Genomic DNA, 23737 nt, shown 5'->3' on the forward strand with positions numbered 1-23737 from the left:
TTGCAATTTAAGTTTTTTACATATAAAAAAAAACTTTATTTTTTATATGCGAAGGTAATTAAATCAATTAATCGAGAAGAATAACCAATTTCGTTGTCGTACCAACCTACAATTTTAACCATTTTATCAATAACAGAAGTTAATTGCGCATCAAATAAACAAGAATTTTGGTTTCCAATAATATCCACAGAAACAATTGGGTCTTCAGTGTAATCAAGAATGCTTTTAAAATTAGTTTCAGCTGCTTTCTTGAATGCTTGATTGATTTCTTCAATAGAAACTTGACGCTTTACATTGAAAGTAATATCGGTCAACGAACCATCTGGAACTGGAACGCGAATACCACAACCACCAATTTTTCCTTCTAATTCTGGAAATATTTTTGTCAATGCTTTTGCTGCTCCAGTTGTTGTTGGAACAATAGATTGAGAAGCGCCACGAGCTCTGCGCAAATCTTTATGCGGTTGGTCGTGTAAACTTTGGTCGGTAGTGTAGGAGTGAACTGTGGTAATGTACGCTTGCTCAATTTCGCACAATTCCTGTATGATTTTAATCATCGGAGCGGCATTATTCGTGGTACAACTTGCGTTGGAAATAATGGTTTCACTTCCGTTTAAAATGTGTTCGTTTACACCTAAAACAACGGTTTTTATTTCATCTACTTCAGAAGGTGCGGAAAGAATTACTTTTTTCGCTCCAACTAAAATGTGTTGGTTAATCTCTTCAAACGTTTTGAATTTTCCTGTCGATTCAATTACAATATCAACTTTTGCCGATTTCCAATCTAAATTTTTAATTTCTCTTTCGTGAAAAAACAAAAATGACTTATCATCAATGATAATCGAATCATCAGAAAACGAAACTTTTTGATTCAAAACACCGTGAATGCTATCGTATTTCACCAAATGCGCCATTGTTTTATTATCTGCAATGTCGTTGATGGCAACTACTTCAATAGTAGGATGATTCAAAAGCAATCGGAACAAATTACGTCCAATTCTTCCAAAACCATTAATAGCAATTTTTATTTTTGTTTCAGGTTTCAATGTTTTTGTTTCAAGTTTCAAGTTTCAAGTTGAAAAGTTAGTGTAACTAAGCTTAATTATTTGAATTCAGGATTTAAAAAACTTCCAGTATCCAGCTTCCCGCTTAATGAATATGTTTCTCTGCATGATAAGAAGAACGCACTAAAGCGCCACTTTCCACATGTCTAAAACCTAATTCTTTTCCTATTTGTTCGTATTTCGCAAATTGCTCTGGCGTGATGTATTCTTTAACCGGTAAATGTTTTTTACTTGGTTGTAAGTACTGACCAATAGTAACAATATCCACTTTCGCATCAGCTAAATCATGTAAAACTTGAATCACTTCTTCCTCAGTTTCACCTAAACCTAACATGATACCCGATTTAGTTCTTTTGATGCCTTGCTCTTTCAAATAACGTAACACTTCCAAGCTTTTTTCATATTTCGCTTGAATGCGTACTTCACGAGTCAAACGTTTTACGGTTTCCATGTTGTGTGAAACTACTTCTGGAGCTACTTCGATGATTCGGTCTAAATTTCTCGTGTTGCCTTGAAAATCTGGAATTAACGTTTCTAAAGTCGTATTTGGATTCATTCGGCGAATGGCTTTCACGGTTTCTGCCCAAATAATCGAACCCATATCTTTTAAATCATCACGGTCAACGCTAGTAATTACAGCATGCTTGATGTTCATAATTTTGATAGAACGCGCTACTTTTTCAGGTTCGTCCCAATCCACAGTTTCTGGACGACCGGTTTTAACACCACAAAAGCCGCACGAACGTGTACAGATATTTCCTAAAATCATGAAAGTTGCGGTTCCTTCACCCCAACATTCGCCCATATTAGGACAACTTCCCGAAGTACAAATCGTATTCAGTTTGTATTTATCTACTAAACCTCTTAGTTCGGTGTAGTTTTTACCGGTTGGTAATTTTACGCGTAACCATTTTGGTTTGGGTTCTCTTGGTGGAAAAACATTGTCAATAGCCGTGTCCATAATCAAAATTTTGAGAGGCAAAGATACGATATGAAATTTAGAATTTAGAAGTAAGAATTTAGAAAATGAGAAAACTTTAGGAAAGTTTTAGGAAATGTGAAAGAAGATTATTTTAAATCGATTTTCTCTTTTTTCAATTTTTCAACAAAAGTATTTCGATTTCGTTCAATATGATCAAATAAACCAATTGGGTAATTACAATTATAAAAATGATCAAATTGATTTCCAGAAAATATTTTTGAGAAATTTACATACTCAATGGATTTCATGAGAATAATTGATAAGTCGCCCTTTCTAAGGTTGCTATTTTGTTTTATACAACTTTTAATGTTTAATGATGTTGTATCTAATATACTTTCAATAATTTCATCTCTGTTTTTGATGTAATTAACTTTTAAATCATTAAAGTTTTTATTTTCAACAAAACGATTAGAGGATGAATCCCAAGTCAGAGTGTGATTAAAATTGAATTCAACTTCAATTAGATCAGTTTGTTTTTCAGAACATGAAGAAAGTAAAATTATAACAGGTAAAATCCATTTGATATTTTTCATATACTTTATTAAATAGTTGAACTTGTTATAAAGTTAAAGAAAATATCTACTTCCCCGAAATAATCTCCGCCAATAATTTTTTAGCTCTAAGTAACTTAATTTTGATGTTATTCAACGGTTCATCAATTTGTTCAGCCATTTCTTGATAGGTCATTTCTTGAAAATAACGCATTTGAATGACTTCCTGATAAGCAGGTTTCAATTGTTTGATGTATTGGAGTAATTGGGCTAAATTTTGCTCGATAATCAATTCATCTTCAGCAGAATTGGAGTCATCGGCGACGCTGTAGGCTTGATGGTCTTCTTCGTCATTCATTTCAATAAATAAAGACGATTTCTTTTTGCGAAGCATATCAATATGTACATTTTTTGCAATCGCAATCAGCCAAGTATTAAATCCATATTCGGGATTATAGGTTGCTATTTTATCAAATGCTTTCGCGAAAGTTTCAATAGCAATATCTTCAGTATCGGTTTCGTTTTCGGTGCGTTTTAGCATGAAACCATAGACTTCATTCCAGAAAAAATCCAATAAAAACGTGAAAGCAACTTGGTCTCCCTTTTTTGCTTTTTCAATGTTTTCTTGAATAATGACCGAATTTACTTCCAATGTACAGGTTTTGAGATGAGGTTTCTAAAAAATACGCTCAGTTGTGTAAAGATAAGCACAATTTCAATAATCGGATACCAATACATCACATCTTTTTCTTTTAGTTTTCCAGCGGCATAGCCTAAAGAAATCCAAGTGAATAAATATCTGAAAACAATAATTCCAGTCACAATCATCCATTGGAATTGAAACGCTAATAAAACAATCGCTAAAACTAGAAACCAAAACTGACTAAAGAAAAATAATCCCAACTGAAATTTATCAAATCCTTTGTAGAATTTCGCAGTGGTAGCGTGTCTTCTTTTTTGGTACATCCAAGACGAAAAAGTAGTTTTTGGTTCCGAAAAAGTAAAACTTTCTGGAGTGTATAAAATTGCCGTGTTCTTTTTCGTAGCCGCTTGATTGATAAATAAATCATCATCACCTGAACGAATTTTCATGTGATCCATAAAACCACGAACGTTGAAAAACTCTTCTTTTTTGTAAGCTAAATTGCGCCCAACACCCATATAAGGTTTGCCAATTTTCGCCCAAGAAAAATATTGCGTAGCGATTAACATCGTTTCAAAACGAATGATTTTGTTTAGGAAAGAATTCTTCACTTTTTCGTAAGCACCATAACCTAAAACGATGGTTTTTTCTTTGGTAAATTGACTCGAAATTTGCAATAACCAATCGTTTGACGCTGGATAACAATCTGCATCGGTAAAAACTAAATACTCGTTTTTTGCGGCTTTGATTCCTAAGGTTAACGCGAATTTTTTATTACCCCAAAACGCTTCGTTGTTTTGAACTTTTACCAATTTTACATTCGCATATTGCTTTTCGTAACTTTCAAAAAGTTCCAAAGTTTCATCGCTCGAAGCATCGTCAATTAAGACAATTTCGTAATCAGGATAATTTTGAGTTACTAAAGTTTGAAAATACTTTTTGATATTTTCTTCTTCGTTTTTAGCACAAACAATTATGGAAATAGGTAAACGTTTCGGAGTTCCTTCGGTTTTTTTACCAAATGAGAATTTTCCGAAAATAAAAAGGTAATAAATAAATTGAATAAACACGATAACCGCAAAAGCGATTAAGAGTATTGTTTGTATCATAAATGGATAAAATTATGCGTGCGATTCTTCGTTGCAGTCTTTCATTTGTTCTGGAGTTTTTCCGCAATAGCTGCAGTTTTCTCCATCTTTATTTAAAAACGGACTTTGGCTAGCACAAGTTCCAGCGAATTTTCCATCTTTTTTTGCCCAAATTTTTATCGCGATACCTGCAAACGCAAGTCCTAAAAGTCCAATGGTTACTAATACAAGTTTCATCTTTTTCTATTTTGAACTGCAAAATTAATTAAAATCCAAATAACAAATCCCAAATTCCAAACAAATCTCAAAAACAAATTCAAATTTTTTGGAACACAGATTTAAGAAATGGAAGAAATCTTTAAGTCGAAAAAGATTAGCACGCAGATAGAGCAGATTTGCTAATGCAAAACGCAGATTTAAGCGGATTTCTTATGTTGCCTATGAAAAGTGAAATGCCTAAAATCAACACAAAGCAAATCTAATGTGTCTATGTGTTTAAAAAAGCACGCCAAGATTTCAAACTCCTAACTTCCTTCTCCCAACTCCCAACTAAATAATATTTACTTCTGCTTCTATTGCAATTCCAAATTTTTCTAAAATGGTTTGTTGAATATTTCTCGAAAGGGCTACAATTTCTGCTCCAGTTGCGGTTCCATAATTCACTAAAACCAAAGCTTGATTTTTATGTACACCCGCATCACCAAAGCGTTTTCCTTTAAAACCGGCTTGTTCAATTAACCAACCAGCAGGAACTTTTACTTCGGTTTCTGAAACTACATAATGCGGCATTTCTGGGTGAAGTGCTTTTGCTTTTTCGTAAGCGTCTTTTACTATAATCGGGTTTTTAAAGAAACTTCCGCTATTTCCTAATTCTTTTGGATCTGGTAATTTGCTTTGACGAATTGCAATTACAGCATTGCTAACATCTTTTAGAGTTGGGTTTTCGATTCCGTTTTGTTGTAATTCGGTTTCAATTGCTCCATAAGTAGTAGAAACTTTATGATTTCTCATAGTCAATTTAAAACAAACCGAAGTAATGATATATTGATTTTTCAATTCGTTTTTGAATACACTTTCGCGATACTCAAATTTGCATTGTGCATTAGTGAAAGTTTCAATTTCTAATGTTTTCAAGTTTAAAGCTTCGCAAGAAAACATGGTATCTTTAATTTCAACACCGTAAGCACCTATATTTTGAATTGGAGTCGTACCAACGTTTCCGGGAATCAACGATAAATTCTCAATTCCACCAAATTTTTGGTCAATGCACCAAAGTACAAATTCGTGCCAGTTCTCACCAGCTTGAGCTTTTACAATGGCAAAATCATCGTTTTCTTCAACAATTTCTCTTCCTTTTAAATTCACATGAACGACTAATTTTTCGATGTCTTGTGTTAAAAGCATATTACTTCCGCCACCTAAAATAAAAATATCATCGTTTTCTGTCAACACTTCTTTCAATTCATCAATCGAACTTACCGAAACAAATTGTTTGGCTTTGGCTTCAATTCCAAAAGTATTGTAATTTTTTAGAGAGAAATTGGTTTGAATATTCATCGTAGAATAATTTTTTTCAAATGTAATGTTTATGTGGTAATTTTCAAATTCAACATTATGAAGTATCTTCTTTGGAACACAGATTAAAGAAATTTTAATAATTTTTAAAATCTGTTCCATCTGTGTTCCAAAAATTATTCAAGTTTAAATCGGAAATATTTTATAAGATTGATGTGTTTCTTTAATAATCAATTCCGTTCGTTCTACATGTGTATCGGAAATAAAAATTTGTCCAAAAACAGCATCATTCACCATCGTTACAATTTTTTGCACACGCGTTTCGTCCAATTTATCAAAAATATCATCAAAAAGAAGGATTGGTAATTCGCCACTTTGTTTTTTCATGAATTCGAATTGCGCCAATTTTAAAGCAATCAAAAATGATTTCTGTTGGCCTTGCGAACCAAATTTCTTAATAGGGAAACCATCTATTTCAAAAATCAAATCATCTTTATGAATTCCAGCGCTGGTATATTGAATAATTCGGTCTTTTTGAAGCGATTCTTCTAAAAGCGACATTAAATCTTTTTCAAATAATTGACTTTCGTATTTTAATGCAACTTTCTCATTTCCACCTGAAATATTGGTGTGATGTTTTTCGAAAATTGGAATAAAATTGGCAAGAAATTGTTTTCTTTTTTCGAAAATTAATTGTCCGGAATTACTCAATTGCTCGTTATAAATTGATAAATTATCCGCATCAAATGTATGATTTAAAGCGAAATATTTCAATAAAGCATTTCGTTGCGCTAACGTTTTTTGGTATTGTATCAGCAATTGCAAATACGTATTGTCTAAAGTTGCAATTACACTATCAATAAATTTTCTACGTGTTTCGCTTCCCTCCACAATCAAATCGGCATCAGAAGGCGAAATAATCACTAAAGGAATCAATCCTAAATGTTCAGAAAGTTTTTCGTAAACTTTTCCATTGCGTTTGATGGTTTTTTTTTGCCCTTTTTTTAAACTGCAAACAATTTTTTCTTCTTTATTTTTTTTTTCAAGCAAAGCATCAATCACAAAAAATTCTTCTCCGTGTTTTATATTTTGAATCGCCAACGGATTAAAATAGCTTTTTCCGTAGGCTAAATGGTAAATCGCATCTAAAATATTGGTTTTTCCAACACCGTTTTTTCCAACAAAACAATTAATCTTAGCGTCAAAATCAAATTCGATTTGGGCTAAATTTTTGTAATTAAGAAGCGATAATTGTTTTAAAAACACAATAAGTATACTTTGATTTTTGACTAAAAATAGGACTTTATGCAAAAGTAAATCGAATTTGTTAAAAATATATACTAAAATGGTTTTTAATTTTAATAAAAATTATATTTTTGCACCTCATTAAATTTAATATAAATGGCAACATATAACAAAAGAGGTTACAAAGCTCCAAAACCAGAAGAAGCTAAAGTTGAAAACGAATTGGAAGAAGTAATTGATACTACAGATAGTACAACCGCTGAGGTTTTCAATACATTAGACGAAACAGCATCAAAAACGGAAGATTGGGTAGCTAAAAATCAAAAAGTAATTTTAGGAGTGGTTGGAGCAATTGCAATCGCAACTTTAGGTTATTTGTTATACAATCGTTTTGTTGTGGAGCCAAAAGAAGAAAAAGCAGCTAACGAAATTTTTCAAGCACAACAATATTTTCAACAAGCAGTTGATGCTACAGAGAAAAACGATTCTTTATACAATTTAGCACTTAAAGGTGGTGATGGTAAATTAGGGTTTATCGGAGTTGCAGAGCAATATTCAGGAACTGATGCAGGAAACTTAGCTAATTACCATGCTGGTATGGCTTACTTAAACTTAGGTGATTTTAAAAATGCAATTACGTATTTAGAGAAATTCAAATCGGAAGATGCTATTTTAAAACCATTGGCTTTAGGAGCTATCGGAGATGCTTTATCGGAAACTAATAAAGTAGAAGATGCTATTTCTTATTACAAAAAAGCAGCTGAAGCTTCTGAAAATGATTTCACAACGCCAAGATATTTATTAAAAGCAGCTCAATTAAGTTTATCAGCTGGTAAAAAAGCAGAAGCACATGCTTTGTTTGTTGAGATTAAAGAGAAATATGAAACTTCTAAAGAAGGAATGAATATTGATGCTTTCATTGCAATGACTGAATAAGAATGGCAACAGAAAATAAAAATTTATCCAATTACGATAAAAACACAATCCCAAACGCGAAAGATTTTCGGTTTGGGATTGTTGTTTCAGAATGGAACGAACAAGTAACCGAAGGTTTATATAACGGAGCTTTCTCAGCTTTAACAGATTGTGGTGCTTTGCCAGAAAATATCATCCGTTGGAATGTGCCGGGAAGTTTCGAATTGATTTTCGGAGCACGCCAAATGCATGAAAAATTAGAGCTAGATGCTGTAATTGTAATTGGTTGTGTAATTAAAGGGGAAACCATGCATTTCGAGTTTGTTTGCGAAGGCGTAACACAAGGCATGAAGGATTTGAATCTTTTATATGATGTGCCAACCATTTTTTGCGTGCTAACCGATAACAACATGCAACAATCATTAGATAGAAGTGGTGGGAAACACGGTAATAAAGGTGTAGAAGCTGCAATAGCTGCAATTAAAATGGTAGATTTGAATAGAAAATAAAAGGATTTCCTTTAAAATCAATATACTAATCCCGATTTTCATCGGGATTTTTTGTTAACAAAAATTTGGAGGTTAAAAGCGTAAAAATCCCTAAATTTGAAAAAAATAATGCGATATGTTTAAGTTTGGAAGAGGAGGATTCAAATTGCCACAAAATAAAAAGTTTAATTATACACCACGTCATTACCAAGGTAAAGAGGTGGATAATCCGTTCGATTTTGATTCTTCAATCAGAAAAGACAGAGAGTCAGTTAATTATAATGATTTTAGAGCACATTGGAGCGAAGCCAGAACCAGCAGTCGTCACAGAGGAAACCGTCAATTTAATATGAGAATTTTGATTATCATATTAGTTTTGTTATTGGTTTTTATGTACATCATCGATTTTGATTTATCCATTTTTAAAAGAAAATAAATATGAATAATAGTATTTGGTTTTTTGATAATATTGATGTTTTTCAAATTCTTTGTCCGCATAAATTTACCGAATACAAGAAAGATCACTCTTTTAACTTTTTTAAAAAAGGCGATTATATCTATTTTGAAGATGATATTGCTAATAAAGTTTTTTTGGTTAATTCTGGTAAAATTAAAGTAGGTTATCTTACTGAAGATGGAGAGGAAATGATTACTGCTATTTTATCCAAAGGACAGATTTTTGGAGAAAAAGCCATTTTAGGTGAAGAAAAAAGAAATGAATTTGCTCAAGCATTAGATAATGAAGCGTCAACTTGTGTGGTTACTTTGGATATAATGCACGAATTACTTCGACAAAATACAGAATTTAGTATTTCGATTTATAAATTCATCGGTTATCGCTTTAAAAAATTAGAACGAAGGCTACAAATTATGCTTTTCAAAGATGCTAAAACACGTTTATTAGAATTTTTAAAAGAATTAGCAGATGATTACGGATTTAAAAATGCAGTTTCAGGTGATACTGTTATTAAGCATCCATTTACTCAAAAAGATATCGCTTCATTAATTGGTTTATCGAGACCAACATTGAATATTTTAATCAATGAACTTCAAGATGAAAAAGTATTAACTTTTGAACGAAAACAAATAATTCTTTATAAAAATTAGTTGTGTTAGTTAGCTAACATTTTTTTCATTTTTCTGAATATAATTTTGAACATCATTTTATTGTTAAAATGTATTGAAGAAGTATTGAAGTTCTTCATATTAACTAAATTAGCTCGAAAAGATGAAAAAAATTGTATTTGCTTTTATAGTATTTGTATCAAGTAATATTTTTTCACAAGGCTGCAGTGATGCCGGATTTTGCACCTCCGAAAATATGAAATATGGCACTATGGTTGATTCTTTAAAACATACAGTAAAGTTTGGAATCAATCAAGGTAGTGCAGATTTTGATGTATCGGTATTTGGTATGTACTTAGAATACAAATATCAAATAAGCGAAAAATTAAATTTTGGAACAAGAATAAATTACACAAGTCAAAGTAACGATGCTGTTTCATCAAGCGCAATTTCTGATGGATATATTATTGCAGATTATTTGATAAATCCAACAATTAGTGCAAGTATAGGATTAAAAATTCCATTTACCGATGGAAATGTAAAAGAAAATGGTGTTGCTTTACCAATGGACTTACAACCGAGTTTGGGAACATATGATTTAGTGTTGGGTGTGTCAAAAAAATATAATAATTTATTTTTTGCTCTGGGATATCAACAACCGCTGAATAAGATTAAAAACACTTTTTTTAAGCCATTAGGTACAAATGAATTTTTTACAACAAATCAATTTAATAGAGCGCCCGATTTATTATTGCGAGTAGGTTATAACTACGAAATAACTAATAAATGGAAACTAAGCCCAAGTTTGCTCCCAATCTACCATTTAGCTAATGACACTTTTGAAGATGTTACCAATCAGGAAATTCAGATAAAAGGATCAGAAGGCTTAACACTGAATGCGAATCTGTTGGTTCAATATGCAATTAACGATAAAAATGCGCTCGAATTTAATTTTGGTTCACCATTAATTGTAAGAGATGCTAGACCTGATGGATTAACTCGCTCTTATGTTATGAATTTAGAATATAAATATCGATTTTAGTTTTTAAAGTTTGTTTTTATAAACCTACATTTTTTATGTAGGTTTATTTTTTTTATAAAGAAAACCACATATAAATTCTTTATTTTTGCAATTCACCTAAATTCATTATTCGTCAAATGACTGCGAGTATTATTCAACTTTTACCCGATCATGTTGCCAATCAAATTGCTGCTGGAGAAGTCGTTCAACGACCAGCTTCTGTAGTAAAAGAATTGTTAGAAAATGCTGTAGATGCAAAAGCTACAGATATCAAATTAATCGTTAAAGAAGCCGGAAAAACTTTAGTTCAAGTAATTGATAACGGTTTAGGAATGAACACCACCGATGCACGTTTGTGTTTCGAACGTCATGCGACATCTAAAATTCGCCAAGCGGAAGATTTATTTGATTTACATACCAAAGGTTTTCGTGGAGAAGCATTGGCTTCTATTGCTGCAATTGCGCATGTAGAAATGAAAACCAAACAAGATCAGGAAGAATTAGGAACGCATATCGTAATTGAAGGCAGTAAATTAGTTACACAAGAAGTAGCGGTTTTGCCAAAAGGAACTTCGTTTGCGGTTAAAAATTTGTTTTTTAATATTCCAGCTCGAAGAAATTTCCTAAAATCAGAAACAGTTGAATTTCGTCATGTGATGGATGAATTTCAGCGTGTGGCAATGGCGCATCCGTCGATTTCATTTACGTTGATTCATAACGGAAGTGAGTTGTATAATTTACCAAGTTCAAATTATCGTCAAAGAATCGTAAATGTTTTTGGTGGAAAAACCAATGAAAAATTAGTACCCGTTTCAGAAGAAACCGAGTTAATCAATATCACAGGATTTGTTGTAAAACCAGAATTCGCTAAGAAGAGTAGAGGCGAACAGTTTTTCTTTGTAAACGATAGATACATCAAAAGTGCCTATTTGCATCATTCTATCATGAGTGCTTACGAAGGTTTGTTAAAGGAGGGCAATCAACCAAGTTATTTCTTGTATTTACAAGTGCCACCGCATACTATTGATATCAATATCCATCCAACCAAAACAGAAATTAAGTTCGATGACGAACATTCGTTATATGCTATTTTGCGTTCGGCTGTAAAACATAGTTTAGGACAATTTAACGTAGCGCCAGTTTTAGATTTTGAACGCGATTCAAATTTAGACACGCCATATCAATACAAAGATAAAGAAGCCGATTTTCCTACGATTCAAGTTGATTCTAGTTTTAATCCGTTTGCCAATGATAAACCAGCTGCTAAATCGCTTTCTTCTTTTGGAAGTTACAAGAGAGAAACGTCAACGGCAAGTTGGGAAAGTTTATATGTTGGATTAAAACAAGAAGCTCAAGAAATAGAGCAATTTTCGTTTGAAAGTGCAGAAGTTACAGGAACTTTATTTTCTGAAGATACTGTAGAAAGTGCACCAACTTCAACCTATCAAATTCATAAAAAATATATTGTTAGTGCCATAAAATCAGGTATGTTGGTGATTGATCAACGACGTGCGCATGAACGCATTTTGTATGAACAATTTTTGACTAATATTACTGTTTTCAAAGCTTCAAGTCAGCAATTGTTATTTCCTTTAACAGTGTATTTTTCGTCAGATGAAATGCAGTTATTGAAAGAATTACAACCTACATTAGAAAATACAGGATTTGTTTTTGACGCGTTTAATGTGGATTCCGTTCAAATTTCGGGCTTACCCATTTTAATGGCAGAAAGCGAAGTTTCAATCGTTTTAGAAGAATTAATCAGTAATTTACAAAATGAAATTCCGGAAAGTAGTTTTTCGCAAAGTGATAGCATTGCAAAATCGATGGCTAAAAGTTTGGCTGTAAAAACAGGAACTTATATGACTGTAAAAGAGCAAGAAAATTTAGTAAATTCATTGTTTGCTTGTAAAGACCCAAATGTTTCCCCTTTTCAAAAACCCACATTTATTACCTTAACGGTAGAAGATTTAGATAAAAGATTTGCTCTATGATGAATAATATGACCGATACCGTAAAACAGTTATTAATTATTAACGTTTTATTTTTTATAGGAAGTTATTTTGTGCCACAAGCCAATGAATTATTATCGCTACATTATTTTGAGAGCGATGGTTTTAAATTCTGGCAACCCATTACGCATATGTTTATGCATGGAAGTTTGATGCATATTTTCTTTAATATGTTTGCTTTGGTTTCGTTTGGAAGTGCTTTAGAGCATTTTTGGGGCGCTAAAAAGTTTTTGTTTTTTTACCTTTCTTGTGGAATTGGAGCAGCTTTAATTCAATCTGGAATAAATTATTATGAGTTTCATTCTTTAATTAATGAAATTTCAATAACTTCAATTTCTGAAGCCGATATGAGACTAATGTTAAATGCTGATATGAGTGATGGAATTTCATTTAGATCTGATTTGTTATTTGAAGCAACAAAACCCCTATTGGAAAAATATAATTTTGATACTGATAATTTTACGATTTTGTTTCAAGCAGCTTGTGAAAATCAAGGAATTATGGTTGGAGCTTCAGGAGCAATTTATGGCTTGTTAGTTGCTTTTGCCTTTATGTTTCCTAATGCAGAATTAGCTTTACTATTTATTCCAGTTCCCATTAAAGCAAAGTATTTTGTTCCCGTAATTGTCTTGTTAGATTTATTTTCTGGAGTTACAGGATATAGTATTTTTGGTGGAGGAATTGCTCATTTTGCGCACGTTGGTGGTGCTTTATTTGGTTTTATTATGATGTGGTATTGGAAGAAAAACCAGTTTGATAAAAACCGCTGGGATAGATAGTTTTTAGAAAATAGAATTAAGAGCAAAGAAAACAGAAAATGAATATTTTAGACGATTTAAAACTACAATACAAAACAGGAGGCATGGTTCAAAAGTTAATCTTTTGGAACATTGGTCTTTTTTTAGTCTTTACGCTGTTGGATGTTGTTTTAAAATTCTCAAAAATAGATTTCAATTATTTTGATGTTGTTGCATTATCTTCTGATATCAATACGTTTTTGGTTAAACCTTGGACAATAATTACGTTTAATTTTTTTCATGCCGGAATTTTTCACTTGATTTTTAATCTTCTAATTTTGCATTTTTCCGGAAGATTATTTAACACCTATTTTACCGATAAACAATTGTTTGGTGTTTATGTTTTAGGTGGTATTTTCTCCGGAATTACCTTTGTTTTATCCTATTTTTTTATTGGAAAAGCTGGTTTGTTAGTAGGAGCAAGTGGTGCAATTATGGCTATTTTAATTGCTACAACAACGTATGCGCCTTTTATGTTGTTGCGCATTCCGTTAATAGGAATTGTGAAGCTTTGGCATGTTGCTTTTGTGATATTATTTATTGATTTAATTCAATTGCCTTTAGAAAATACCGGTGGACATTTAGCGCATCTTGGTGGAGCTTTATTCGGATTTATTTATGTAAAAATCTTGCAATCTGGAACCGATTTAACCAAACCATTTTCTTTGTTTTTAGATGCCATTGTGAATATTTTTAAACCTAAAAAGAAAACACCTTTTAAAAAAGTACATCGCAACGCAACAAAAAATGTTGTAAATTCGTTAGTATCGAAGAAAGATTTTACTCAAAAACAAATTGATGATATTTTAGATAAAATCAGTAAATCGGGCTATGATAGTTTAACAAAAGAAGAAAAGGAATTCCTATTTAAAGCAGGAAAGTAATACATGCAAAAACAAAGTTGGTTAAGCAAATTAATGTTTTTTCTTAATATAGTTCTTGCTGTAGTAACTTTTGTTGCTTATTCTTTGCCTTTTTTAGCGCCAAAAGTTTTTCCGTTTTTAAGTGTTTTAACATTAGGATTGCCTGTGTTTTTATTCCTTAATTTTTTCTTTTTTGTGTATTGGTTACTTCAGTTAAAGCGTTATATGTTGCTTTCCGGATTTGTTTTGTTGCTAGGAATTACGTTTGTAAATCGATTTTATAAATTTTCTGAAACCAATATACCATCTGAAAATTCCGATTTTAAATTAATGAGCTATAACGTAAGATTGTTCAATTTATATGAATGGTTACCCAATACAGATGTGCCAGAACAAATTTCAAAGTTTATAGTGGAAGAACAACCTGATATTTTGTGTTTGCAAGAGTTTTCTCCAAACGAATTGGTTTCAAAATCGTTCAATTTTAAATACAATTTTACAAAGTTGTATGGTGGAAAAAATAAATACGGACAAGCCATTTATTCTAATTTTAAAATGATTCACGAGGGAGAAATTGAGTTTCCAAATTCGAGTAACAATGTCATTTTTGCTGATATTGTTAAAGGTAAAGATACTATTCGTGTGTATAGTATGCATTTGCAATCCATAAAAATCAGTACAGATATTCATGAAAAAATTGATGAAGAAAAGTCAAAGTTTATTTTCAAACGATTAAGCGAAGCTTTTACTGTGCAGCAACAACAGACTGAATTGATTAAAAAGCATTTTGAAGATTGTAAATTTTCAAAAATTATTTGTGGCGATTTGAATAATAGTGCTTTTTCTTACGTGTATCGAACGATTAAAGGTGATATGAAAGATGCTTTTGAACAAGCTGGAACTGGTTTTGGTAAATCGTATAATTACAAATATTACCCTGCTCGAATTGATTATATTTTTGTAGAAGAAAACATTGAAGTAAAAGAATTCAAATCGATTGAAACTTTCAAACAAAGTGATCATTTTCCGCAAATTACACGTTTGAAAATTGAGGACAAAGAGTAGTGCTAAAGTTGTTGTTTCTTCAAATAATCAACAGCGTATCTACCATCGTTAAACAACAAATCCAGAATACTTAAATTATTGATAAAACCATGTTTTTCATTGAAAACCTGTGTGTATTCTTCTATTTGAGTAGTATCTTTTTTTCCATTTACTAAATGTCTGAAATCAGTATAATCAGGAACTTCATGGAAGAATTCAGTAGTTTTTTTGGGTTGGATATTAATTCCCAATGAATCGTTTACCAATTGAAAAACTTCTAAATTCAAATCCATTAAAAATTCATGCTTCTTTTCAAATAACGGACGGAAATCATCTTCAAAATATTCAAAGAAAGGCGAAGTTCGGTAAGCTGCTTCAAGTGATTTAAAGTGGTTTTTCTGCCAACCAAAATCGTTTTCAATGCGAACATCTTTATATTTTTGATGTTTTTCAACAGCATGTTTTACCGGAATATTTAGTAATTGAACTCCGTTTGGACTATAAATATACATCCTATTTCTATTGGTTTGTTTTTGGAAATTATCTTCCATTTCAAACGTAACCGAATCCGCTTGAAGCATTGCCACATAATTGCTAATTGATGGGAAATAAGTTGGATGTATTAGGATGTTGTTCATTATAAAATATTGTTTTAAAAACACTAATTTCACTAATTAGCACGAATTAATTTGTGAAAATTAGTGAAATTAGTGTTTGAAATATAATTAAGCTTCTTCTTTCTTTTTCTTCTTTTTTCTGAAATAATCAAAAGCAAAGTAAGCTGCTAAAGCAATTAAGAAATATTGGAAATACGATTTTGGTTGCCCATCACCGCTAACCGTTGTGAATAATCTATCCCAACGAATGCTCCAGTTTTTGATGCCATCATTAATTCCATCAATACTCATCCAAATGAAAATTGGTTTTCCAACGATATGATCAGCCGGAACAAATCCCCAATAACGGGAATCTAATGAGTTATGACGGTTGTCTCCCATCATCCAATAGTAATCCTGTTTAAAAGTATAAGAAGTTGTAACTTGTCCGTTGATGCGAATTTCATTTCCGTTTACTTTTAAATCGTTTCCTTCGTATTCGCCAATAATCTTTTTGTAAAGCGGTAAGTTTTCTTTGTTTAATTCAACTGTTTTTCCTGCTTCTGGAATATAAATTGGACCCATGTTATCTTTGTTCCAACTATTTTTAGATGAAGGTTTTCCATCTAGAATATCTGTAAATATTCCATCTTCAGCTGTTTTGCTAATTTGTTGTTTTACAAAACTAATTCTACTATCAGATTTTAATTTTTCAAATTTTTCAAAAGTAAGGTTGCCATAAAAATAACTTGGTGAAATCATCAAACTTAACTTGTTATAAATCTCTTGATCGACTTGCCCTGTTACAGCTGTTGTTAAAGTTTCTCTTGATATTTCTTCAAATGCATATCTACTAATAAGCTCGTTTTTTAATTCAGGTTTGTCCCAAATTTCATTTTTAATTTCAAATAATGGATAACCTTCTGTAATTTGATAGAAACTTTTTATGTCATCTGGGTTTACATTATTTGTTTTAATTAAGTAAAAATACTGAGGTTTTGCTCTTTCAGGAAGAATAGATTCTTTTCCATTAATAAATATGATTCCATCTCTAATCTCAAAATTATCACCAGGAATAGCCGTACAACGTTTTACATAGTTGGTTTTTTTATCAATTGGTTTATCGTATCTTTTATCAGCCGCTTTGTACATATGAAATAAAGTATCAGCTGGCCAGTTGAAAACTACAATATCATTACGCTCAATTTTTTGCAATGCAGGAAAACGGAAATAAGGTAATGAAGGTTTTGAAGTATACGATTTAACTTTTACAACAGGTAAAGTATCATGAACCATTGGTGCAGCAATTGGAGTCATAGGAGTTCTTGCTCCGTAATGAAACTTACTCACGAATAAAAAGTCACCCACTAATAACGATTTTTCTAACGATGATGTTGGAATCGTATATGGTTGAATAAAATACGTGTGAACTAAAGTGGCAACAACAATTGCAAAAGACAACGAACCCAAAGTATCCATTGTTTTGTTTGGTGCCGTTAAATCGCGATTGGCATGATAAGTAGTTTCTTGTGTGTAATTTACATAAGCGATGTAAAATCCTAATGTAACTACTCCTAAAACCATATCAAGGGTTGATTTTTTACCAAAAGTTCTTAGTGTTTCAATCCAAATAATTGGAAATAAAAACAAATTGATAACTGGAATAAAAAGCAATAAAATCCACCATTTTGGTCGGTTGATGATTTGCATTAATACAATTCCATTATACACCGGAACAAATGCTTCCCATGCTTTTCTACCTGCTTTTACATATAATTTCCAAGTTCCAATTCCGTGAATTACTTGAACTAATAAGATAAAGATTAACCAACCTGATATTTCCATTTTTAATATCGTTTACTTGTTAAATTGTATAATTGTTTATTTTGAGGACAAACCTAAAACATCTTTCATGGTGAAAACACCTTTTTTACCTACTAACCATTCGGCAGCTACCACAGCTCCTAAAGCAAAACCTTCTCTACTGTGTGCTGTGTGTTTGATTTCAATTTGGTCGACTTCGCTATCATAGAAAATACTATGCGTTCCAGGAACGTTTTCGATGCGTTTTGCTTCAATGTGTATTTCGTTGCTAATTGGTGTTTCTAATGTCCAATTGGCATAATCTGTATGTTTGATAACGCCTTCTGCAAGAGTAATTGCTGTTCCGCTTGGTGCGTCTAATTTTTGTGTGTGATGAATTTCTTCCATTGAAACGTTGTATTGTTTCAAATTTGCCATCATTTTAGCTAAATATTCGTTTAATTCAAAAAACACATTTACACCTAAACTAAAATTAGAAGCATAAATAAAACTTCCGTTTTTAGCTTCACACAAGTCTACCATTTTTGGATACTCTGCAACCCAACCTGTAGTTCCTGAAATAACAGGAATTCCGTTGTTTAAACATTCTGAAATATTTTCAACAGCACTATCGGGAACACTAAAATCGATAGCGACATCGGTATTTAATAATCCTTCAAAAGTGTTGTTTTGGTCTTTTTTTAATACGATTTCATGACCTCTTTCTAAAGCTATTCTTTCAATAACTTTTCCCATTTTTCCGTATCCTAAAAGTGCAATTTTCATAGTAGTTAGTTGTTGGATTGATTGAAATGTTACCCAATTTTTTGTTAAAAACTATAGGTTAATGTCATTCCGTAATTGAATCTGTAATCCAATTGATTTTGATTCATATCTGGTTTAATTGATAGATTGTCATTAACATTGAATTGCATTAAATGCGCATCAATGTTGGCATCTACAATATTCAAGATATAAATTGCTCCTGTGATTAAAGCAGATAAATCTCTGTTTCTTTGGTGAAATTTCTGCCCTCTAATTAAACGATCATTGTCTAAATTTCCATAAATTGGATGATCAGGATCACTTGTCCCGTCTAATCTTCGTTTGTACTCATCTCTAAACTTATGATATTCTTTTTGATTAAAAGTATAGTAGTAAAGACCAACTCCTAAACCAGCATAAACAACAGGGATTTTCCAATATTTTTTATTGTAAGCCTGACCTAAACCAGGAACAAGCGCCGAATAAAAAGCCGCTCTAGCTGGGCGATTAGGATCAATAACTGCTTTAACGGTGTCTTTTGGAACCAAAGAAATCTCTTCTTGTGCTCTTCCTTCAAAACTCAGAAAAAGACAAGTTAAAATAAATATGTATTGAAGTTTTCTCACTAAGAATTAATTAGTTTCAAGATGCGATTAAAATCTTCTTCTGAATGGAAAGGAATCGTTATTTTTCCTTTTCCGTTACCCGCAACTTTAACGTCAACTTTTGTTCCGAAATAGTTAGCAAATGCTTTTTTCTCATCTTCTTTGATGTCAAATGAGTTACCTTTTGTAGGTTTAGCAGTTTTTGGTTTTAAACTATCTTGATAATTTTTAACCAAAGTTTCTGTTTCTCTAACCGAAAGATTTTGCGTTACCACTTTATGATAAATATCGCTTTGAACATCTTGATTGTCAATGTTAATCAACGCTCTTCCGTGTCCCATCGAAATAAAACCATCTCTCATTCCTGTTTGAATAATTGGATCTAATTTCAATAAACGTAGATAATTGGTAATAGTTGAACGTTTTTTACCTACGCGCTCGCTCAATTCTTCTTGGGTTAAATTAATTTCTTCGATTAATCTTTGGTACGAAATAGCAACCTCAATTGGATCTAAATCATGACGTTGGATGTTTTCCACCAAAGCCATTACTAATGATTCATTATCATTCGCTAAACGAATGTATGCCGGAATCGTTTTCAATCCAATTAATTTAGAAGCACGCAAACGACGCTCTCCCGAAATTAATTGGAACTTATTAAATTCTAATTTTCTAACAGTAATCGGCTGAATTACACCTAATTCTTTAATCGATTTGGCTAATTCTTGTAACGTTTCTTCGTTGAAATTTGTTCTCGGTTGAAACGGATTAATTTCAATCGATTCAATATCTAACTCAATAATATTTCCTACTACTTTATCTGCGTTTTTGTCCTCAACCGATTTAATATCGTTTTCAGGATCTTTCAATAAAGCCGATAATCCTCTTCCTAAGGCTTGTTTTTTTACCGCTTTTGTCATCTTCTCTATTATTGATTTTTCTTAATAATTTCCTCGGCCAAGTTCAAATAATTAGAAGCTCCTTTACTCGTAGCGTCGTAATTAATAATACTTTCTCCAAAACTTGGTGCTTCGCTCAATTTGATATTTCTTTGAATAATCGTTTCAAAAACCATATCGTTAAAGTGTTTTTGTACTTCTTCCACTACTTGATTTGACAAACGTAAACGTGAATCGTACATAGTTAATAGCAAGCCTTCAATATCTAAATTTGGATTGTGAATTTTTTGAACACTTTTAATGGTGTTTAATAATTTTCCTAAACCTTCTAAAGCAAAATATTCACATTGAATAGGAATTACAACACTATCTGCGGCTGTTAACGCATTAAGAGTTAATAAGCCTAATGATGGTGCGCAATCTATTAAAATATAATCGTATTTATCTTTTATACTTTCTAATGCTTGTTTTAGCATGTACTCGCGATTTTCTTTATCAACAAGTTCAATTTCAATAGCAACCAAGTCTATATGAGCCGGAATTACCGATACATTTGGTGCAGAACACGAAACTATTGCTTGCTCAGGAGTAGCACTATGTTCTAGAACTTGATAAGAACCAATTTCAACACTTTCTACATCAATTCCTAATCCCGAACTAGCATTTGCTTGTGGATCAGCATCAATTAAAAGTACTTTTTTTTCTAAAACACCAAGAGAAGCAGCCAAATTAACCGAAGTGGTTGTTTTTCCTACGCCACCTTTTTGATTGGCAATTGCAATGATTTTACCCATTTGATAATTAAAAAATTTAAGTGGTAAAAATACAATTATTTATGGTTTTTTCAAGGCAATTTTGTTAACAATGGGTTAAAGTGTAACTTAACTGATTTAGAGACAGAAAAATACCGAAATAAAAATATTTTGAAGCCACACTTTAGGCGTTTTTTAGAGGTCGTTTCCCGCTTTCCGTTACAATAATTTTGCATTTTTTTTTTAACTTTTACAAAATGGATTTTCACTACAATCGGGGCTACAATCAATCGTTTAGGAATTAAAAACAAAAACACGAAGATAATTCGTGTTTGGATGTGTATTAATCACGCTTTGGCGTATTTTTTTTAGTTCGTTTTTCTTCTTTTTTCTCTTTTGCGGTTTTCAAAGGTTCTTTCTTTGCCGTTTTCTTCGCGTCTTGACTTTTTGCCATAATTTCTAGGTTTTTAGTAAATGTAGTAATTAAAAAGCAAATAGCACTTAATTTTTCTCATTTAACTATCATCGAATCAAACTGAAATTAGCTCTAAATTTCTTAGTGGCATTACTTTCTTGGTAATCAATTGTAAACCAATAATCACTTGATGGTAATTGATTTCCATTGTATCTGCCATCCCAAGATAAATTAGTTTCAGAAAGTTGTGTAATTAATTTTCCATAACGATCAAAAATCGAAATTTTCCAATTTTCAAAACTATTCATACCTACAATTGTCCAAAAATCATTTATACCATCACCATTTGGAGTGAAATAATTAGGATAGTTAATTACAAAAATATCTTCAGATAGAAAATTGCCACATCCATTCTGATCCATTACGGTTATGGTGTGATTTCCTGCGCTAACATTTTCGAAGATATTACTTTCTTGAAGCGCTCCATTATCTAGTTGATAATAATAATTTCCTGATGGAATTGCAGTAATAGTAATGCTTTGATTGTTTGTGAAAATATCTGAAATTAAATAAAAGAAATCTTGTAATTGAGATTCTAAAATGCTTACCGCAATAGTTTGAGGATTAGCACACGATCCCAAATTTGGTGTAAAAGTATAACTGCCTGAAACTAAATTATCAATTATACCAGGTGACCAAGTTCCTGAAATTCCATTTGGTGAAGTAGTTGCTAAAATAGGAGGTGTTTCTCCTGTACATAATGAAATGGTGCTAGGAAAATCGGGAGAAAAGCTGTTTCCAACCGTAATATTTATTTGGTAGGGAAGAATATTTTGGCAAGAACCCACTTGCGGCGTAAAAGTATACGTTGTAGTTCCTGATGTTGTTGTGTTTATCGTTGAAGGATTCCAAGTTCCTAAAATTGGAGTTGTATTTGAAGATGATGTTGGTAAAACTTCAGGTGTTGCATTTATACAGTAAGTAGTAGTTATTGGTGGAAAAACTAAAGCAATAGTAGTTGCAGGCGTTACAGTTACAACAATAGTTTGGGGAGTTCCAGTACAACCATTTAAAATGGGTATAACCACATAAGTTACAGTTCCTGTTGTTGTTCCATTATATTGTAATGTTTGATTGATACTTGTTCCCGAACCATTTGAAAATCCAGTAACATCAGTAGAGGAAGCAGTCCAATTTAAAGTAGCATTTACATCAGAAGCTACAAGTGAAATAGCTGTATTGCTATTCGTGCATAAAGTTGTTGGTCCTGAATGTATAACTGAAATTGCGGGCAATAATGTTACTGTCGTTCTTGTTGTGCTTCTGCATCCGTCAGAAATTGTAACTGTTTCCGCATAGTAATTTCCGATGGAAGGTGGAGTAAAAGTGTTTGAATTTGCTAATAAAAGATTTCCGTTTGTGGAACTATCATACCAATTTACACTTTCTCCAGCCAAAACACTAACGCTTAAACTCGTTGCTTGATTGGTACAAAAACGTTGGTCACCATTAGAAATAGGTGCATTAGGTAATGGAATAAAAATAACACTATAAATATCTGAAAAAGTAGAACAAAAGGGATTGTTTAAATTAGCAATGTCTTGCGCTACTTTAACTCGGTAATACGTTGTAGTTGTTATGTTTGGAATGGTATAGTTTGCTGTATTTTCACCAGGAATATCTGTGAAATTTATGTTGTCATTACTTTGTTGCCATTGGTAAACATGAGAAATACTTCCGGTTGTAACCACTTGTAAATTTGGGTTAGTAATGCTTGAATTTTGACAAACGGTCATCGCACTTCCAGTTGTAGCTGTGTTTATAATGGCGCTATTTTCGCCACAAGCTTTAAACATGATATCATCAATAGCTAAATCATTTCCACAACCTCCAGCACCATTATTTCGCATTTTTAAAATCGCTGAAGTTTGTCCAGCTGGCATAGTAAAAACCAAACCAAATTGATTCCATATTGGAGTTGAAGTTCCTGCAATATTTCCTGTATTACCAGATTGTAATAAAATGGTATCGGTTTGATCCCAAATTTCAAAAGTAACGTTAATTGGAATTCCAGTTCCAGAACAACCACCTGAAGCTGAGTTGTATATATTCAAAACCCAAGCCGAAAATTCAAAGCGTGTATTACTGCATAAACCAGTAACGGTTCTTCTGTAAAATTGTCCAGGCGAATTACTAGCATTTACAATTAAACATTTTCCGTTTAAACCGTCAACTTCATTATCGGGTGTGCGGTCTAGTGAAAAAAGCCAATTAGGAGAATTCGGAATTATGTTTGTTCTGTGAAACAAAGTATATTGACCATCTTGAGGAAAGCCAGTATTAACGTAGCTATAATTGGATACTCCAGTAGGTAATGCCGGACCGTAATCTAAACCGCTTCCAAAGTTTTCTAAAAAAATAGGAGCGCCACTACTACCATTACAAAAACCTAACTGTCCATACGAAAAGAGAGAATAAAAAAGTAAAATGGTAAAAAAGTAAAATTCCTTTAATTTTAGTGACATGTTTTTCGAGATATTCATAACCTCTTAAAATTAGAATATCTTTTCAAGAGTTAGAAGCTAAAATCTGTCATAAAAACTATACAAATATTCATGAAGCAATTAATATCAACATTTACTGACTTTAAGGCTGATTTGATGGTTTAA

General features: G+C 32.0%; 24 protein-coding genes. 9 read left to right on the plus strand and 15 right to left on the minus strand.

Annotation, left to right across the window (positions count from 1 at the left end):
- Nucleotides 1-35: 35 nt before the first annotated feature.
- From gap to GFJ94_RS11040, 8 genes are all read right to left on the minus strand, one after another.
- Nucleotides 36-1067, minus strand: coding sequence for a type I glyceraldehyde-3-phosphate dehydrogenase (gap, locus tag GFJ94_RS11005; protein WP_238989460.1), 1032 nt, complete (start codon nt 1065-1067; stop codon nt 36-38).
- Nucleotides 1068-1149: 82 nt separating this feature from the next.
- Nucleotides 1150-2025 carry a lipoyl synthase gene (gene lipA / locus GFJ94_RS11010; protein WP_133610606.1) on the minus strand — a complete coding sequence of 292 codons (876 nt, stop codon included), beginning with the start codon at nt 2023-2025 and terminating at the stop codon, nt 1150-1152.
- A gap of 107 nt (nt 2026-2132) precedes the next feature.
- A complete protein-coding gene (locus GFJ94_RS11015; protein ID WP_153201569.1) occupies nt 2133-2579 on the minus strand; it encodes a hypothetical protein in 447 nt (148 codons plus the stop codon).
- Between the two features lie 46 nt (nt 2580-2625).
- Nucleotides 2626-3189: an RNA polymerase sigma factor gene (locus tag GFJ94_RS11020; RefSeq protein WP_133610604.1), complete on the minus strand. Its 564-nt coding sequence runs from the start codon at nt 3187-3189 to the stop codon at nt 2626-2628.
- Nucleotides 3180-4289, minus strand: coding sequence for a glycosyltransferase (locus tag GFJ94_RS11025; protein WP_153201570.1), 1110 nt, complete (start codon nt 4287-4289; stop codon nt 3180-3182). Before GFJ94_RS11025 ends, GFJ94_RS11020 begins: the two co-directional genes overlap by 10 nt.
- A gap of 12 nt (nt 4290-4301) precedes the next feature.
- Nucleotides 4302-4505: a membrane or secreted protein gene (locus GFJ94_RS11030; protein WP_133610600.1), complete on the minus strand. Its 204-nt coding sequence runs from the start codon at nt 4503-4505 to the stop codon at nt 4302-4304.
- A 312-nt stretch (nt 4506-4817) separates the two neighbouring features.
- Nucleotides 4818-5945 (minus strand): UDP-N-acetylmuramate dehydrogenase, encoded by a 1128-nt coding sequence (gene murB, locus GFJ94_RS11035; RefSeq protein WP_255471480.1) that lies wholly within the window; start codon nt 5943-5945, stop codon nt 4818-4820.
- A 24-nt stretch (nt 5946-5969) separates the two neighbouring features.
- Nucleotides 5970-7049, minus strand: a complete 1080-nt coding sequence (locus tag GFJ94_RS11040) for a DNA replication and repair protein RecF (protein WP_162523842.1) — start codon at nt 7047-7049, stop codon at nt 5970-5972.
- 135 nt (nt 7050-7184) lie between these two features.
- Between GFJ94_RS11040 and GFJ94_RS11045 the strand changes: the two genes are divergently transcribed.
- The 9 genes from GFJ94_RS11045 to GFJ94_RS11085 all read left to right on the plus strand — a co-directional run bounded on the left by GFJ94_RS11045 (nt 7185) and on the right by GFJ94_RS11085 (nt 15254).
- Nucleotides 7185-7964 (plus strand): tetratricopeptide repeat protein, encoded by a 780-nt coding sequence (locus GFJ94_RS11045; RefSeq protein ID WP_153201572.1) that lies wholly within the window; start codon nt 7185-7187, stop codon nt 7962-7964.
- Nucleotides 7965-7966: 2 nt separating this feature from the next.
- Nucleotides 7967-8452 (plus strand): 6,7-dimethyl-8-ribityllumazine synthase, encoded by a 486-nt coding sequence (ribH, locus tag GFJ94_RS11050; protein ID WP_153201573.1) that lies wholly within the window; start codon nt 7967-7969, stop codon nt 8450-8452.
- Nucleotides 8453-8567: 115 nt separating this feature from the next.
- The gene (locus tag GFJ94_RS11055; protein WP_153201574.1) at nt 8568-8867 is read left to right on the plus strand and encodes a hypothetical protein; all 300 of its coding nucleotides are present in this window, start codon (nt 8568-8570) and stop codon (nt 8865-8867) included.
- 2 nt (nt 8868-8869) lie between these two features.
- A complete protein-coding gene (locus GFJ94_RS11060) occupies nt 8870-9538 on the plus strand; it encodes a Crp/Fnr family transcriptional regulator (RefSeq protein ID WP_153201575.1) in 669 nt (222 codons plus the stop codon).
- A 121-nt stretch (nt 9539-9659) separates the two neighbouring features.
- Complete coding sequence (locus GFJ94_RS11065) at nt 9660-10538, plus strand: hypothetical protein (RefSeq protein ID WP_153201576.1); 879 nt, start codon at nt 9660-9662, stop codon at nt 10536-10538.
- A 116-nt stretch (nt 10539-10654) separates the two neighbouring features.
- Entirely contained in the window at nt 10655-12511 is a 1857-nt protein-coding gene (gene mutL, locus GFJ94_RS11070) for a DNA mismatch repair endonuclease MutL (protein ID WP_153201577.1), read from the plus strand.
- Nucleotides 12511-13308 (plus strand): rhomboid family intramembrane serine protease, encoded by a 798-nt coding sequence (locus tag GFJ94_RS11075; protein WP_153201662.1) that lies wholly within the window; start codon nt 12511-12513, stop codon nt 13306-13308. Before mutL ends, GFJ94_RS11075 begins: the two co-directional genes overlap by 1 nt.
- A gap of 38 nt (nt 13309-13346) precedes the next feature.
- Nucleotides 13347-14210, plus strand: a complete 864-nt coding sequence (locus GFJ94_RS11080) for a rhomboid family intramembrane serine protease (protein WP_153201578.1) — start codon at nt 13347-13349, stop codon at nt 14208-14210.
- A gap of 3 nt (nt 14211-14213) precedes the next feature.
- Nucleotides 14214-15254: an endonuclease/exonuclease/phosphatase family protein gene (locus GFJ94_RS11085; RefSeq protein WP_153201579.1), complete on the plus strand. Its 1041-nt coding sequence runs from the start codon at nt 14214-14216 to the stop codon at nt 15252-15254.
- 2 nt (nt 15255-15256) lie between these two features.
- Here the strand turns inward: GFJ94_RS11085 and GFJ94_RS11090 are convergent, their stop codons facing one another.
- The 7 genes from GFJ94_RS11090 to GFJ94_RS11125 form a co-directional block, all read right to left on the minus strand.
- Nucleotides 15257-15871, minus strand: a complete 615-nt coding sequence (locus GFJ94_RS11090; RefSeq protein WP_153201580.1) for a WbqC family protein — start codon at nt 15869-15871, stop codon at nt 15257-15259.
- A gap of 87 nt (nt 15872-15958) precedes the next feature.
- The gene (lepB, locus tag GFJ94_RS11095; RefSeq protein ID WP_153201581.1) at nt 15959-17674 is read right to left on the minus strand and encodes a signal peptidase I; all 1716 of its coding nucleotides are present in this window, start codon (nt 17672-17674) and stop codon (nt 15959-15961) included.
- Nucleotides 17675-17710: 36 nt separating this feature from the next.
- A complete protein-coding gene (dapB, locus tag GFJ94_RS11100; RefSeq protein WP_153201582.1) occupies nt 17711-18418 on the minus strand; it encodes a 4-hydroxy-tetrahydrodipicolinate reductase in 708 nt (235 codons plus the stop codon).
- Between the two features lie 44 nt (nt 18419-18462).
- Complete coding sequence (locus GFJ94_RS11105) at nt 18463-19023, minus strand: DUF5683 domain-containing protein (RefSeq protein WP_162523843.1); 561 nt, start codon at nt 19021-19023, stop codon at nt 18463-18465.
- Nucleotides 19023-19922, minus strand: a complete 900-nt coding sequence (locus tag GFJ94_RS11110; protein WP_153201583.1) for a ParB/RepB/Spo0J family partition protein — start codon at nt 19920-19922, stop codon at nt 19023-19025. The genes GFJ94_RS11105 and GFJ94_RS11110 overlap by 1 nt, the downstream gene beginning before the upstream one ends.
- 8 nt (nt 19923-19930) lie before the next feature.
- Entirely contained in the window at nt 19931-20695 is a 765-nt protein-coding gene (locus GFJ94_RS11115; protein WP_153201584.1) for a ParA family protein, read from the minus strand.
- Between the two features lie 480 nt (nt 20696-21175).
- A complete protein-coding gene (locus GFJ94_RS11125) occupies nt 21176-23593 on the minus strand; it encodes a T9SS type B sorting domain-containing protein (protein ID WP_162523844.1) in 2418 nt (805 codons plus the stop codon).
- Nucleotides 23594-23737: the final 144 nt, after the last annotated feature.

The organism is Flavobacterium sp. LMO8, from assembly GCF_009495755.1.
Taxonomy (GTDB): Bacteria; Bacteroidota; Bacteroidia; order Flavobacteriales; family Flavobacteriaceae; genus Flavobacterium.

Excerpts from the sequence above, each read along its gene's own strand:
- lipA (WP_133610606.1), bottom strand. The coding sequence starts at position 2,025 with ATGGACACGGCTATTGACAATGTTTTTCCACCAAGAGAACCCAAACCA.
- GFJ94_RS11015 (WP_153201569.1), bottom strand. The coding sequence starts at position 2,579 with ATGAAAAATATCAAATGGATTTTACCTGTTATAATTTTACTTTCTTCA.
- GFJ94_RS11025 (WP_153201570.1), bottom strand. The coding sequence starts at position 4,289 with ATGATACAAACAATACTCTTAATCGCTTTTGCGGTTATCGTGTTTATT.
- GFJ94_RS11030 (WP_133610600.1), bottom strand. The coding sequence starts at position 4,505 with ATGAAACTTGTATTAGTAACCATTGGACTTTTAGGACTTGCGTTTGCA.
- murB (WP_255471480.1), bottom strand. The coding sequence starts at position 5,945 with ATGGAACAGATTTTAAAAATTATTAAAATTTCTTTAATCTGTGTTCCA.
- GFJ94_RS11045 (WP_153201572.1), top strand. The coding sequence starts at position 7,185 with ATGGCAACATATAACAAAAGAGGTTACAAAGCTCCAAAACCAGAAGAA.
- ribH (WP_153201573.1), top strand. The coding sequence starts at position 7,967 with ATGGCAACAGAAAATAAAAATTTATCCAATTACGATAAAAACACAATC.
- GFJ94_RS11055 (WP_153201574.1), top strand. The coding sequence starts at position 8,568 with ATGTTTAAGTTTGGAAGAGGAGGATTCAAATTGCCACAAAATAAAAAG.
- GFJ94_RS11060 (WP_153201575.1), top strand. The coding sequence starts at position 8,870 with ATGAATAATAGTATTTGGTTTTTTGATAATATTGATGTTTTTCAAATT.
- GFJ94_RS11065 (WP_153201576.1), top strand. The coding sequence starts at position 9,660 with ATGAAAAAAATTGTATTTGCTTTTATAGTATTTGTATCAAGTAATATT.
- mutL (WP_153201577.1), top strand. The coding sequence starts at position 10,655 with ATGACTGCGAGTATTATTCAACTTTTACCCGATCATGTTGCCAATCAA.
- GFJ94_RS11075 (WP_153201662.1), top strand. The coding sequence starts at position 12,511 with ATGAATAATATGACCGATACCGTAAAACAGTTATTAATTATTAACGTT.
- GFJ94_RS11080 (WP_153201578.1), top strand. The coding sequence starts at position 13,347 with ATGAATATTTTAGACGATTTAAAACTACAATACAAAACAGGAGGCATG.
- GFJ94_RS11085 (WP_153201579.1), top strand. The coding sequence starts at position 14,214 with ATGCAAAAACAAAGTTGGTTAAGCAAATTAATGTTTTTTCTTAATATA.
- GFJ94_RS11090 (WP_153201580.1), bottom strand. The coding sequence starts at position 15,871 with ATGAACAACATCCTAATACATCCAACTTATTTCCCATCAATTAGCAAT.
- lepB (WP_153201581.1), bottom strand. The coding sequence starts at position 17,674 with ATGGAAATATCAGGTTGGTTAATCTTTATCTTATTAGTTCAAGTAATT.
- dapB (WP_153201582.1), bottom strand. The coding sequence starts at position 18,418 with ATGAAAATTGCACTTTTAGGATACGGAAAAATGGGAAAAGTTATTGAA.
- GFJ94_RS11110 (WP_153201583.1), bottom strand. The coding sequence starts at position 19,922 with ATGACAAAAGCGGTAAAAAAACAAGCCTTAGGAAGAGGATTATCGGCT.
- GFJ94_RS11115 (WP_153201584.1), bottom strand. The coding sequence starts at position 20,695 with ATGGGTAAAATCATTGCAATTGCCAATCAAAAAGGTGGCGTAGGAAAA.
- GFJ94_RS11125 (WP_162523844.1), bottom strand. The coding sequence starts at position 23,593 with ATGTCACTAAAATTAAAGGAATTTTACTTTTTTACCATTTTACTTTTT.